The sequence below is a fragment of the Tessaracoccus sp. genome (assembly GCF_016714275.1).
Classification (GTDB): domain Bacteria; phylum Actinomycetota; class Actinomycetes; order Propionibacteriales; family Propionibacteriaceae; genus Arachnia.
Genome location: NZ_JADJNP010000001.1, coordinates 376,866 through 390,097 on the forward strand (window position 1 = coordinate 376,866; position 13,232 = coordinate 390,097).

Genomic DNA, 13,232 nt, shown 5'->3' on the forward strand with positions numbered 1-13,232 from the left:
ACGAGTTCGACCACCTCATGGCCTCCGAAACCGAGGAACTCACCCGGCTCACCGCGAACCGCGACCGGCTCGAAGGCGAACAAGACCGGCTCATGCAAGCCCACTACGCCGACGCGATCCCGCTGACCGTCCTCAAGCGCGAGCAGGACCGCATCACCGCCGAACTCGACAAAGTGACCCAGCGTATCGACGCCCACTACGGCGACTACGCCGACGCCCGCGCCCACCTCGACGACGCGCTCGGTCTCCTCGCGAACTGCGCCGACATCTACAGCCGCTGCGACGACACCAACCGGCGGCTATGCAACCAGGCCTTCTTCACCAAAGTCTTCATCGACGAGGACAACGAGCTGCGCGTCGAGCACAACCGGCCCTTCGAAATGCTGCTCGACCCGCAGGTCAACGCCAACGCGCTGACCTGGGCCGCAGATGCCGACAAGGCCCGAACCGCTACCAACATTGACGTTGGCAAGGGTTCGAGCCTTGTGCGTGGGGTGGAGCTAGGGGGATTCGAACCCCCGGCCTTCTCATTGCGAACGAGACGCGCTACCAACTGCGCCATAGCCCCAGGTTGCCGTAACAGCGAGTGAGACTCTACCACGCCGTCGACGGACGGTCACATCACAGTCGCGCGACGGCTCCCGCTACTCGCCGACGGCGCGGCGGAACGAGCGCACGTTCGACTGCTCCGGCCGGACGCCGGCGATCTCGCCCGTCTCCTCGGCCTCCGTCGACGGGTGGTCCGCCGTCGGCACCACGAGAGACGAGGCGACGACCGGAGCCGACAGGTCGATCGTGCGGACCGTGCGCGGCAGCAGCGGCTGCGACACGTAGGTCGACGGCGTGACAGGGATGGGATCCCACAGGGCGCCGATGGTCGGCGGCATCGCGAGGTCCACGGAGATCTCGACGGACTCGGTGGCCTCGCCGTCGGTCAGGGTGATCACAGTGGTGTCCTCCGCGTCGTCGAAGCCCCCCTGCAGCGCGGCCGCGCGCGCGTCGAGGCTGCGGTGCATCGCGACAACGGAGAACCGCGCGACGGCGACGAACGCGACGAGCAGCCCGCCCGGGATCGCAACGGACCACCACGGGGTGATGCCGAGCACCGAAAGGACAACGAGCGTGACCCCGGCCGCGAGCAGCGTGCCCATCACCACAAGGCGACGATTGGCGGCCTGACGCGCGATGAGCCGGAGCTCGGTGAGATCAGCGCGGCGGGTCAGCGGCGTGGAGACCTTCGCCTTCTCCTGATCGGAGCCGTACTCGAGGACGTCGTGGCGGAGGATCCGCATGGAGTTCGAGAAGCGCTCGGTGGGGTCGCCCTCGAGCTCGTCGTCGGGGGTGCGCTGGGACGCCACCCACGGCAGAGCGAAGGCGAGACCGGCAACGACGACGATGGCGATGAGGATTCCGGCGAGCACGCCCCTACCGTAAACAACAACGGTGTAATTTGCAGCCCGACAGGCCGACGGCGCGCGTCCCCGGAAACGAAATCCGCCGACTCACTCCTCGTCGAGGAGCCAAACCGGCACCTGCTCACCGGCACGGACCAGTTCGACATGCTCGTCGAGCACGATCAGCGCATTGGCGGCGGCAAGCTCGCCGAGAGCGTGGGGCATGGTCACCTGGTCGACGTAGCGGATGCTGCCCTCCGTGCGGACCACTCCGCGCAGCAGATGCAGCTGCCCCCTCGTCGACCGCAGGGTGGAGCCCGCAATCGCCCGAACGGTCCGCGGCTCGGTCCCCGCGCCCATCAGCCGCCGGATCAGCGGCCGCGCGAACGCCTGGAACGTCACGTACGCGCTCACCGGATTTCCCGGCAGCATCAGCACGGGCACCCGGTCCTCGCCGACGACCGCGAACGTGTGGGTGCGCCCGGGCGACATCGCGACGTCGGCGGAGTCGACGACGCCAAGCTCAGCGAGCACGCCGGCAACCGCCTCGTAGTCCTCACGCTTGCCGCCGGTCGTGGAGATCACCAGATCAGCGCGAATCAGCTGGTCCGAGAGCGTCTGACGAATGGCCGCGGGGTCGTTGGTGTGCACGGTGACGCGGAACACCGTCGCGCCGGCAGCCTTCGCCGCGGCGGAGATCAGGTAAGAGTTGGCGTCGACGGTCTCGCCCGGCTTGAGGTCGCCGCCGTGGTCGGCCAAGCGCTCGCCCGACCCGAGGACGACGACGCGGGGCCGCGGGCGCACCAGCACCTGGTCGATCCCGGCGCTCGCCAGCAGCCCGATCGCACGCTCGCTGAGAACATCCCCCTCGCTCAGCAGCCGAGTGCCGACAGGAAGGTGCTCGCCGGCCGCACGGACGTACTCTCCGTCCGCGACACGATCGATCAGGTCGAGGCGACCGTCCACGACGGTGGCAAACGAGGTGGGAAGGACGGTGTTGGCACCGGGCGGGAGCGCGTCTCCGGGCGCGACGACGACCGCACCGCCCTCCGGCAGTCGCTCGACGCCCGCATCGACGAGGCGCATCGCCGTCGAGAGGGCGCCCTCGTCGTCGGTCAGGTCGAACGCGCGCACGGCATACCCGGCGACCTTCGCGGTGCTCACCGGCGGCACATTGACCAGCGAGTCGACGTCCTCCGTCATGACCTGGTTCCAGGCGTCCAGCAGCGGCATGCCGAAGGCGGGCAGCGCCTCGACGACGCTCAGCAGATACGCGGTGTGATCCGCGGCGCTGCGCAAGCCTGCGGCGTCGACGACGGGAGGATCGGGAAGCATCGGCGTATCGACGACGACCGCCTCCGTCTCCTGTGCGATCGGCTCCTCTTGTTTCCTGGTGAACCAAGCCATGCGCCATACGATAGGCCAATGGGCGTTGACGGGCGGAAGGCGGAGCTGCGCGCCGCGATACTGACCGCCCGGTCGCTCGTCTCCCCCGATGGCTGGGCAGCGGAGGACACAGCCAGAAACCGACTGTTGGCCACCTGGCTAGGGCAGACGTCGACGGTCGCGCTGTACGCGGCTCGCCCGGGCGAGCCCGGCACCCAGCAACTCATCGACCTCCTCGCGGCCCGCGGTTCCCGCGTCCTGCTCCCCGTGCTCCGGCGGACACCGATGTGGGCCGACTTCGAGGGATGGGCCGCGACGCGGGCCGGCGCGTACGGCATCCCGGAGCCAACCGGGGCCGTGCTCCCCGCGACAGCGCTGGCCGAAGCGGACGCCGTGCTCGTGCCCTGCCTGGCCGTCGGGCGCGACCTCACGCGCTTGGGAACGGGCGGCGGCTGGTACGACCGGGCACTGCCGCATCGCCGCCCCGGCACGCCGCTCGTCGCCCTCACCCGGGCGGCCGAGGTGATCGACACCGTGCCGACCCTCCCTCACGACGTGTCCGTCGACGGGGCCGTCAGCGAACGCGGTTGGGTGGGGGCTCCCCCGTCACTTACCATGGGCGACGGTCTCCCGAATCGCTAGGAAGTTGTTCATGCCCACCTACCAGTACCAGTGCAAGAGCTGCGGCGGCGACCTCGAGGTCGTGCAGAAGTTCAGCGACCCGTCGCTGACCGTATGCCCGGAATGCTCGGGCGAGTTGCGGAAGGTGTTCAACGCCGTCGGCGTCGTGTTCAAGGGTTCCGGTTTCTACAAGACCGATTCGCGCAGCTCCGGCTCCGCGGGCTCCAAGAAGAAGGAATCGGCGACGACGGCGCCCGCGGCCAAGAGCGACGCCAGCTCCAGCAGCCCGGCGAAGGCCGACAAGGTGGCCTGAACGTAAATTCCTGAGATCCCGCCTGTGGACAGGCGGGATTTCTGCTGTCCGGCTGGACATAACGAGAGTATGAACGCTTCTGCTCTTCCCGGAGGCCTCCGGGCCGTCGCCTCGTTCGTCTCGTGGCACCGCCGCGCCGTCGGCGCGCTGCTGGCCGCGCTCTCCGTACTGCTGCTCGCCGAGTCGCTGACGGCTCCTCCCCCAACTGCGCCCGCCGTCGTCCTCGTACGCACCGTGGCCGCGGGTGAGGTGGTCACGGCCGCCGATGTGCGCTTGACCAGGCTGCCGCCCGGGGCCATTCCCGACGGCGCCCTCTCCTCCTCCGACGATGCCGTCGGCCAAGCCCTCGCCGTGCCGGTCGGGGCCGGGACCGTGCTCCAGCCGGCCGTCTTCGCGCGGGCGACGACGGCGGCGAAGGGCCGCGCAGTCGTGCCCATCGTCGTGGCCGACGACACCCTGCGGGAACTGCTCAGACCTGGCGACCTGATCTCGCTCGTCTCCGCCCACGGCGAGTCGCCTCGAATCATCACAGGCGACGCGCGGGTGGTGGCGTTTCCGGCGACGGAAAATCCAGGCGCGCTGCGGGTCGCAGCTTCCGCGGACCAGGGCGCACTCCTGGTCGACGTGCCCGCATCGTCGGCGGCGCTGGTGGCACTGCTGGGTCAAGGCGGGCAGCTGAGCGTGATCCTGGGCGCGACGGTCGAATGAGCCGCCACTAGGCCGATGAGGAGATCGATGAAACGTGGACTAAGGTCTCCTGTTGGTCGGGCGGGGGGTCTCGTCCAACGGCACCAAGACATACGAAAGTAGGCACCCAATATGCTGCAGGGCTTCAAGGAATTCCTTCTGCGCGGCAACCTCGTCGACCTGGCGGTCGCGTTCGTCATCGGCGCGGCCTTCGGCACCGTCGTCGAGTCCTTCACCAAGATGTTCATGGACATCCTCGGCAAGCTCGGTGGCACGCCGGACTTCTCCGGATGGAACCCCGGCGGCATCAGCGTCGGCCCATTCCTCACCGCACTGATCGCTTTCGTGATCATGGCCGCCGTCATCTACTTCGGCGTCATCACTCCGTACAACAAGCTCAAGGGCCTGCTCGAGAAGAAGGAAGACGAGGTCCCCGCGGCCGCCTCCTCCGAGGAGCTCCTCACCGAGATCCGCGACCTGCTGGCCGCGAAGAACAACTGATCTCTCACCAGTGCGGGGGCCGGTCCGCTAGGAGCCGCTCCTCGTCATGGTTCAGCCGCCGCTCGGCGGGCCTCGAAGGTTCGAGGCCCGTCAGGCCGAGGGCTTGGCGCGCCTCGGCAAGGGCGGCGTCGTAGCGCGCGAATCCCAGGCTCCGCCGCGTGTCGATCGGCACCGCGTGCGGCCACGGCAGCCTCGCCTCTTGGCGGGCACGCCGGATCTCTCGCAGCCGATCACCATCGAAACCCCGCACGGCAAGCTCCTCCGCGAGCGGGAGCTCCCCCGGCAGGTCGAGCTCCTCGCCCGTCACGGCCAGCGCGACGGCGCGCGCGAGGCTACTCGCCGAGCCGGCTGCCATCGGGAACAGTCTGCGGCTCTCCGCCGTCGGCCAACTCCGTGTCGCCGACGACGACCACGCCGTCGCCGAACGTCCAGTCGCCGCGCACCTTGAGCGACCTCGCACGCCGCAGCGACGGCGCGTGCGGGATACGCGTGGTGAAGTCGTCGACCATCTTGTAGTAGGCCGGGTCGAGGTCCACCTCGGGGCACTTGTCGGACCGGGCAACAAGCTTGCCCTCGGAGTTCAGCTCGTACACGTCCGAGCGCAGCAGCAGCAGCTCGTTGGTGGTCTTCACCGGGAGGAAACGGTCGCGGCCGACGCAGATCGCCGTGGCGCCCTCGAACACCTCGACGGCGGCACCCATCGCGGACTCGACCTGGATCACCTTCGTCGATGTCGGGTCGGATGGGTCGACGGTCTTCTCGTTGCGGATGAGCGGAAGGCCGAGCACTGAGTTGCGCGCGGTCAGCAGCTCACGGAGCCGGAGGAGGTCGAACCACAGGTTGTTGGTGTGGAAGTACGGGTGCCGGTGCTCGTCGGTGAAGTAGACCATCTCCTCGGGCGCGGTCTGGGCGGTGTCACGGAGGATCAGCTGGCGGTCAGCCTTGCGGATGGCGAGGTGCCCGCCCTTCTTGTCGTTGACGGTGCGGCGGCACACCTCGGCGGCATACGGTGCGCCGGACTTGGCGAACCACCCTGCCACCGTCGCATTCGGCACGGCGCCGAGGTTGTCGCCGTTGGATACACAGGCGTAGCGGAAGCCATGGGCGAGCAGCTTGTCGAGCACGCCGGAGCCCTCCAGCGCCGGGTACAGGTCACCGTGGCCGGGCGGGCACCACTCCAGCGTGGGATCGTCGGGCCATTCGACGGGCATGAGGTCGTCGGCACGGAGCTTCGGCTCCTGGTTCTGCATGAAGCTCAGCGGCAGGCCGTCGACGGGGAGCTCGGGGTACCGCGCCAGATGCGCGAGGGTGTCCGCCTCCGTGCGGAACGAGTTCATCAGCAGCAGCGGGAGACGCGCGTCGTAGCGGTCGCGCGCAGCGAGAACCTGCCGCACGATGAGGTCGAGAAAGTTCTTTCCCTCCCGCACATCGAGCAGGGACTTCGCCTTGTCGAGCCCCATGGACGTCCCGAGGCCGCCGTTGAGCTTGATCATGACCGTCTTGCCGATGGCGTCGCGCGCCTCCATGTTCGACACGTCGACGTCGCACAACGCCGGCGGATCGAGCAGCGGCTCGATGGTGTCCTCTCGGATGATTCCGGTCTCCCCCGTCTCGAGGAGCCCGTAGAACCGGGAGAACACCTCGACCGCAGGGGCGGCCACCCCGGCGTCGATCATCTTCTGGCGTGCGGCTTGGAGGCCAGCTTCAGACACTTCGCTTCCCTTCGTCGGCGCTCCCGACCGATATTAGCCACGCGGGCGTGCTGACCAAACCCGGACGGCACTCTCGGCCCGTCGCATGCGGGATCTTTCGACCCCAAGCACCTCTCCCCAGATTACGCAACAGCAATGTCCCTAAATTTGGGGATCGCCTTCACGTGCTCCCGTTGCCTAGTCTTCCCAGAGTCTTATTTAGGCAAGCCTAACCTCACTCTAGGAGAAAATGACGTATCCCGGATCGTCACGGCGTTCGAAGGGCCTGGCGTCTGTCGCCGCCTTCGGCTGCCTTGCACTCACGGCCTCGCCCCTCAGCGCCCTGGCCGCCGGCCCGGAGGTTCCCCCAGTCGCCATCAACCATGGCGCACCCGACGTCGCGGACGCCTACAACGGCATCGTTCGCGCACCTGACGGCGGCACCTACAACGTCGGCTACCAGGTCGTCGACAGCACCAACCGCGCGGTGTTGATCACCAAGAGCAACGCTGACGGCGCGATCGACACCAGCTTCGGCGTCGACGGTCGCGCGGTGCTCGACCTTGTCAGCGAGTTCAACGAGGTCGTGACAACCAACCCCGGTGCCAAGGAGACCGGCAAGGGCATCGCGGTCGACAAGCTCGGCCGCCTGCTCGTCGTGGGCGAAGTCGAGGGTGACCAGTCGGATGCCGCGACCGCGATCGACACCGACATCTTCGTCGCACGCGTTCACCCCAGCGGCACGCTGGACCGCAGCTACGGCACCAACGGAGGCTGGACGCGCATCTCGTTGTCCGACGGCGTGAACCCCGCAGGCGGCGCGCTCGTCACGGACGCGGCGGGCTGGGACATCTTCGTCCGACCCAACCAGAAGTCGATCATCTCGGCCGCGATCGGCGCCGACTCCGGCTCCGACCGCACCGGCCGCGACGCCGCCGCCGTGCAGCTGACCGCAGCGGGGAAGCTCGATGCCTCGTTCGGCGACGGCGGCGTGGCCAGCATCCCCACCCCGTTCAGCGACAACCTCCGCCGCGGCCTGCTGGACGACGGCTCGTACTTCACCACGTCGTACGCGAACGTCGGCATGAACAACCAGCCCTTCATCCAGAAGTTCACGCCCGACGGCACGCCGGACGCCTCGTGGGGTGACGACGGCCTCGCCACCACCTACCCTGGCGGCAAGGGCGGCTTCGCCGAGGCCTACGGCATGCACAAGGGCGCCGACGGCAACTACATCGTCAGCGCCTACGGCTACCGTGGCGGCCGGGAGGGCGCAGCCGCAGGCAACAGCGTCGACGCGCTGTTGTTCGGGCTGAAGCCCAACGGCACCCTGAACACCACCTGGGCCGACAGGGGCCTCGTCGCCTACCACGTGGGCGAGGACGGCAACAACAGCGGCGACCGTCACCGCGACCATGCGATCCTGCCCGACGGCCGCGTCGTCGGCATCGGCGGCACGAGCGGCACCGCGAACGCGCTGGTGACGATCACACTCCCGGACGGCAGCCCGGCACCTCCCACGTCGTCGACCTCGGCGGCACCGACGACTACCTGTGGGGCATCACCACCATCGGCAACGGCTACCAGGTCGTCGCCGCCGGATACGGCAACGGCGACGCCCAGCTCGTCACGCTCGACCTGACGCCCGCCTCTTCCGCGGTCACCGTGAAGGCCGACAAGGCGAGCGCCGCGTTCGGCGCCGCGAACACCGCGACCGTCACCCTGGCCGTCGACGGAGACGCAGCCCCCGGCGCCGTCGACGTGACGCTGGACGGCAAGGCCCTCGCCTCCGTCACTGTCGACGCCTCAGGCACCGCGACCGTCGACCTGCCGAGCGACCTGAAGCCGGGTTCGCACACGCTGGCCGCCAAGACCTCCGGCACCGTGGGGGTCGACGGCTCCGAGGCCAGCTCGAGCTTCACCGTGACCAAGGCGTCGACCAACTCAGCCGTCTCGGTGTCGAAGGCGTCCGCCGTGCAGCAGGCCACCATGACCGTCAAGGTCGCCGCGGCCGGCGCCCCGTCGGGCTACGCCCCGACCGGCACCGTGACCGTCTACGACGGCTCCAAGAAGGTCGGCACCGCGAGCGTGAAGGCCTCCGACAAGGGCACCGTCAAGGTCAAGCTGCCGAAGCTCTCGGCAAAGACCCACACCATCAAGGTCACGTACGCAGGCAACGCCGACGTGTCCAGCTCCTCCGCCGAGGCGAAGGTGACGGTCGCGAAGGCCTCGTCGAAGACGTCGGTCAAGCTCTCGAAGTCGACCATCAAGGCTTCACAGCGTGCGACGGCCACCGTGAAGCTCACCGTGAGCGGCGCACCTAAGGGCTACGCCCCCACCGGCACGGTCACCATCAAGGACGGCTCCAAGAAGATCGCCGCGGTCAAGGTGAAGGCATCCGACAAGGGCACCGTCAAGGTCAAGCTGCCGAAGCTCTCGGCAAAGACCCACACCATCGAGGTGAGCTACGCCGGTAGCGCCGAGGTGGCGAAGTCATCGACCTCCGCCAAGCTGAAGGTCACCAAGTAGTGAGCTCACTGCGTCAACTACGTAAGGGGGTTGCGGCACTGCTCGCCGCAACCCTCGTTGCGGGCGGCCTCGTTCTCGGGGCCGCCCCTGCGCATGCTGCGGAACCCGTCACCGTCACCGACCGGGTCTCCGGAGCCACGATCACGCTGAGTTCGGCCAGGATCAAGCCCGGCGAGACCATCCAGATCTCGGGCACCGGTTTTACTCCGATCCAGGGCAGCACCGGTGACCCGCTCGTCGCGGTGCGCCCCTACGACTTCGACAACGGGCCCGCCTGGACCGTCGGCGGCGCGGACGCCCACTTCCCCGGGAATCCCACCCAACCGCCCGCCAGCGAGGCCAAGTACTGGTTCGTCACACACCATGAGAGCGGCACGTTCACCGGCACCCTCACGGCACCCACGGGCTTGACGGCCGCAGGCCCCCTCGGCAACGGGAAGCACTGGCTGCGGATCCTGTCGGGAGCCTTCTTCACCACGACGGGCGACCGGATCACGAACCCGATCACCTTCGAGGTCCCGTTCGAGGTGGCCGTCACCAGCGCGAGCACAGGCCTGACCAGCCCCACGGGCACCTTCCAGGCCGGCACGGTCTTTCGTCCCGGCGCGCAGGTCACCGTCCAGGGAACGGACTTCGCGCCCGAGCAGCCGGTCACCGTCGAAATCGACGGCGCGCCGGTCACCAGTTCGATCACCACTGATGCCGAGGGCGCCCTTCCGGACTCTGCTCGCGTCGCTATCCCGGCGGACATCGCCGTGGGCGCGCACACGCTCCGGCTGGCCACTGGGGCCGAGGCGGCCACCGTCGCCTTCACCGTGACAGCTCCGCCCACCGCGACCATCCGGACGACGGCCGTACGGCCGGGCGGCACCATCACGTACGACCTGGCCGGCTACATCGGCGTCGGAGGCGCCCCGCAGAAGGTCGCCGTCGTCGTCGCCGAGCAGGTCCTGAAGTGCGTGACGGTGGGGAGCAACGGTGCCGCAAGCGGAACGGTGAAGCTGCCTGCGGACATCTCGGAGGCGGTGACCGTCGGCTTCAACGTCGGCCTCTCCTGCCAGCTCCCGCCGACGGGCGTGATCAACGACCAGCCCATCGGGAGGATCGCCGTGACGCTCGACGTCCGCGACGACGCCCCCGAGCCGGTGGCCCCGGCGGTCACGGTGGCCGCCTCGGCCACGCTCGGCGGCACCATCCGGATCATCGGCGAGGGTTTCACGCACCTGACGAACGCCACGCAGGGCTCGCGGATCGCCGTGAAGATCGACGACGGCGCCGTCTCCCGCCTCGAGGGCAACAAGGTGCACGCCAACACGACCATCTGGTACGTCATCGACGCGAAGACCGACGGCACCTTCGAGGTCGACATGCCCCTTCCGGACGGCACCACCAGCGGTGCAAAGGGGTCGAGCCCCGCCCTCACGACGGGATCGCACACCCTGCGGTTCCTGACCGGATCGCTGCTGCCCGACGACACCCCGCGCTCCCTTGAGTCGGACGCGTTCACCGTCACGGCTCCAGTAGTCAAGAAGGTCACGGCAGGCACCGTGACCGCCACGGGCACCAAGAAGGTCGGCAAGACCCTCACGGCCAAGCCGAGCGCCTGGAAGCCCTCCGGAGTCACGTTCACCTATCAGTGGCTCCGCAACGGGAAGAAGATCAGCAAGGCGACCAAGAAGACCTACAAGCTCACAAAGTCCGACGCCGGCACCAAGATCTCCGTCACCGTCACCGGGACGAAGGCCGAGCACACCAAGGCGACCAAGACGTCCAAGACCGTCACCATCGCCAAGGTGACCTCCACCGTCAAGGTCACCGTCCCGAAGTCGGTCAAGAGGAACAAGAAGGCCATCATCAAGGTGACCATCTCCTCGGCGGTCAGCAAGCCCACCGGAAAGGTCACCGTCACGGTCAACGGCAAGAAAGTCGCCAAGACCGTCAAGACCTCAGCCAAGGGCAAGGTGTCGATCACGCTGCCGAAGATCTCGAAGAAGGGCAGCTACAACGTGAAGACCTCGTTCGCCCCCTCGGGCTCGACGGCCAAGTCAACGGCCAAGTCCGAGATCGTCACCAAGACCCTCAAGGTGGTCTAGTCCCCATCCCTCCTAGACCTGTGAGGCCGCCGGTTGCGCATCCGGCGGCCTCACAGCCTTTTTCCCAGGATTGTCCCTGCCGTGTCCCTGTTCACAGGGCAGAACTCCTTGATAGCGTCGGTTTGCCAAAGATCGACGGTCCGTGAGCCCGCCTCTCCCCCGAGATCGCACCATCCACGATGCCAGGGGGGCAGATCGTGTCCAGATCAGTTACAACGCGCGTCGCGCGAGGAATCGTCGCCGCAGCGGCGGCGCTCGCCCTCGTCGCCACCACTCTCAGCCCGGCCGCCGGAGCCACACGTACCGAAACCGAACCGAACGGGGACATCCGCACCGCGAACGCGCTGCCGCTCGGCGACACGATGCAGGGCACCACCGAGATGGCCAACAGCCGCTGGGACGACGACTACTACGCCATCACCATCCCTGCCGCGGGCCGAACCACCATCGACCTTCGATTCGCCAGGACCACGTCGTCGACCGCCTACAATCTGTACCTCTACAACGACAAGGGCGGCACTGTGTTGTCGTTCACGCTCACCTCCGGGGACGGCGACGGCTCCTGGCTCCGAGGCAGGGAGATCTTCCTCCCCCCGGGCACCTTCTACCTCAACCTCCGCGGCTCCAGCGACTGGGATAGCTGGGGAAAGCCGTATGGCCTCCGCGTGACCCACACCCCAGGCGACGTGGAGCTCGAACCCAACGACTCCATCAGACTGGCCACCGAGCTGCCGCTGGGCAAGACCATCACCGGTTCGGCGCTATCGAACAGCCGTTGGGACGACGACTACTTCGGCATCAGCATCCCGGCGGCCGGCCGCGTGACGCTCGACCTCAGGTTCCCCACGCTCACATCGTCGACGGCCTACTACGTGTACCTCTACAACGACAAGGGTGGGACCGTTCAGTCGTTCACCGTCACCTCGAGCCACCGCGACGGCGCCTGGCTCCGCTCCCAGGCCATCTTCCTCCGGGAGGGTCGCTACTCCCTGATGCTGCGCGCTGCCGACGACTGGGACAGCTGGAACAAGGTGTACACGCTGAAGGTCACGCACGCAGCGGGCCTCGCGGAGCAGGAACCGAACGGGAGCGCCACCCTCGCCACGACGCTCCCCCTCGGCAAGGCCATCAAGGGGTCAAGCCTCATCGCCGGCAGCTCCTGGGACTACGACTACTACGCCGTCAGCCTTGAGTCGGCCGCGAAGGTCGCCGTCGAACTGACGGCACCGACGGCTGGGGATGCGACCGCCTACGAGCTCCGCGTCCTGAGTGGCTCCCAGGCAACACTTCAGTTCGAGAATGTGCCGCCTGGCAAGACGCGCCGCATGACCGTCGACCTCCCCGCGGGCGACAGCTACATCCGCGTCGCAGGCTCCTCGGACTACCAGAGCTGGGGCAAGGAGTACACACTGAAGGTGCTCCGGGTGCTGACAAGCACCCCGACGCCGACGATCACGGGGACCGCCGCCGTCGGGAAGACCCTGAAGGCGAACGTCAAGGCGTGGAAGCCGTCGAAGGTCACCCTGATGTATCAATGGCTGCGCGACGGCAAGGCCATCAAGGGCGCCACCACCTCCAGCTACACGCTGGCAAAGGCCGACGCAGGCACGAAGATCACGGTCAAGGTCACCGGCTCGAAGAGCGGGTACCCGAGCGTGTCGAAGACCTCGAAGGCCGTCACCGTCGCGAAGGTCAAGGCGACGGTGAAGGTCACCGTCCCGAAGTCGGTGGCGAAGAACAAGCAGGCCACGGTCAAGGTCGCCGTCACCACCCCTGTCGCCAACCCCACCGGCACGGTCAAGGTGACCGTGAACGGGAAGTCCGTCAGCGTCAAGCTGACGGCGGCGGCGAAGGGCAAGGTATCGGTCAAGCTCCCGAAGATCGCGAAGGCGGGCAGCTACAAGGTCGGCACGGTCTTCACCCCGTCGGGCACGACGGCGAAGTCGACCGCCAAGTCCGCCACGGTCACCAAGACCCTGAAGGTCACCTAGAGGAGCTTCGGTGGGAGCTTTACGTT

Annotated in this window: 12 protein-coding genes and 1 tRNA gene; 8 read left to right on the plus strand and 5 right to left on the minus strand. The window is 68.0% G+C overall.

Annotated features, from left to right (window positions below; all coding sequences use genetic code 11):
- Positions 1–495: 495 nt before the first annotated feature.
- The 3 genes from IPJ61_RS01810 to IPJ61_RS01820 all read right to left on the minus strand — a co-directional run bounded on the left by IPJ61_RS01810 (position 496) and on the right by IPJ61_RS01820 (position 2,801).
- Positions 496–568, minus strand: a tRNA-Ala gene (locus tag IPJ61_RS01810).
- A gap of 76 nt (positions 569–644) precedes the next feature.
- Positions 645–1,421, minus strand: a complete 777-nt coding sequence (locus tag IPJ61_RS01815) for a hypothetical protein (protein WP_297102422.1) — start codon at positions 1,419–1,421, stop codon at positions 645–647.
- 81 nt (positions 1,422–1,502) lie between these two features.
- Entirely contained in the window at positions 1,503–2,801 is a 1,299-nt protein-coding gene (locus IPJ61_RS01820) for a molybdopterin molybdotransferase MoeA (RefSeq protein ID WP_297102424.1), read from the minus strand.
- 18 nt (positions 2,802–2,819) lie between these two features.
- Between IPJ61_RS01820 and IPJ61_RS01825 the strand changes: the two genes are divergently transcribed.
- From IPJ61_RS01825 to mscL, 4 genes are all read left to right on the plus strand, one after another.
- The gene (locus IPJ61_RS01825) at positions 2,820–3,422 is read left to right on the plus strand and encodes a 5-formyltetrahydrofolate cyclo-ligase (protein ID WP_297102425.1); all 603 of its coding nucleotides are present in this window, start codon (positions 2,820–2,822) and stop codon (positions 3,420–3,422) included.
- Between the two features lie 10 nt (positions 3,423–3,432).
- The gene (locus IPJ61_RS01830) at positions 3,433–3,714 is read left to right on the plus strand and encodes an FmdB family zinc ribbon protein (RefSeq protein ID WP_297102427.1); all 282 of its coding nucleotides are present in this window, start codon (positions 3,433–3,435) and stop codon (positions 3,712–3,714) included.
- A 69-nt stretch (positions 3,715–3,783) separates the two neighbouring features.
- A complete protein-coding gene (locus IPJ61_RS01835) occupies positions 3,784–4,422 on the plus strand; it encodes an SAF domain-containing protein (RefSeq protein ID WP_297102429.1) in 639 nt (212 codons plus the stop codon).
- Between the two features lie 114 nt (positions 4,423–4,536).
- Positions 4,537–4,902, plus strand: a complete 366-nt coding sequence (gene mscL, locus IPJ61_RS01840; protein ID WP_297105462.1) for a large conductance mechanosensitive channel protein MscL — start codon at positions 4,537–4,539, stop codon at positions 4,900–4,902.
- Between the two features lie 4 nt (positions 4,903–4,906).
- On the opposite strand, the gene IPJ61_RS01845 is transcribed toward mscL, so the two are convergent.
- Both IPJ61_RS01845 and IPJ61_RS01850 read right to left on the minus strand, forming a co-directional pair.
- Positions 4,907–5,257, minus strand: coding sequence for a hypothetical protein (locus IPJ61_RS01845; protein ID WP_297102430.1), 351 nt, complete (start codon positions 5,255–5,257; stop codon positions 4,907–4,909).
- Complete coding sequence (locus IPJ61_RS01850) at positions 5,235–6,614, minus strand: UTP--glucose-1-phosphate uridylyltransferase (RefSeq protein WP_297102432.1); 1,380 nt, start codon at positions 6,612–6,614, stop codon at positions 5,235–5,237. The genes IPJ61_RS01845 and IPJ61_RS01850 overlap by 23 nt, the downstream gene beginning before the upstream one ends.
- Before the next feature lie 229 nt (positions 6,615–6,843).
- On the opposite strand from IPJ61_RS01850, the gene IPJ61_RS01855 reads away from it, so the two are divergent.
- The 4 genes from IPJ61_RS01855 to IPJ61_RS01870 all read left to right on the plus strand — a co-directional run bounded on the left by IPJ61_RS01855 (position 6,844) and on the right by IPJ61_RS01870 (position 13,206).
- Positions 6,844–8,235: a hypothetical protein gene (locus tag IPJ61_RS01855; RefSeq protein ID WP_297102434.1), complete on the plus strand. Its 1,392-nt coding sequence runs from the start codon at positions 6,844–6,846 to the stop codon at positions 8,233–8,235.
- A gap of 23 nt (positions 8,236–8,258) precedes the next feature.
- The gene (locus IPJ61_RS01860) at positions 8,259–9,122 is read left to right on the plus strand and encodes an Ig-like domain-containing protein (protein ID WP_297102436.1); all 864 of its coding nucleotides are present in this window, start codon (positions 8,259–8,261) and stop codon (positions 9,120–9,122) included.
- A complete protein-coding gene (locus IPJ61_RS01865; protein WP_297102437.1) occupies positions 9,122–11,215 on the plus strand; it encodes a hypothetical protein in 2,094 nt (697 codons plus the stop codon). Before IPJ61_RS01860 ends, IPJ61_RS01865 begins: the two co-directional genes overlap by 1 nt.
- A gap of 197 nt (positions 11,216–11,412) precedes the next feature.
- Entirely contained in the window at positions 11,413–13,206 is a 1,794-nt protein-coding gene (locus IPJ61_RS01870) for a hypothetical protein (RefSeq protein ID WP_297102439.1), read from the plus strand.
- The last annotated feature ends 26 nt before the right edge of the window (positions 13,207–13,232 follow it).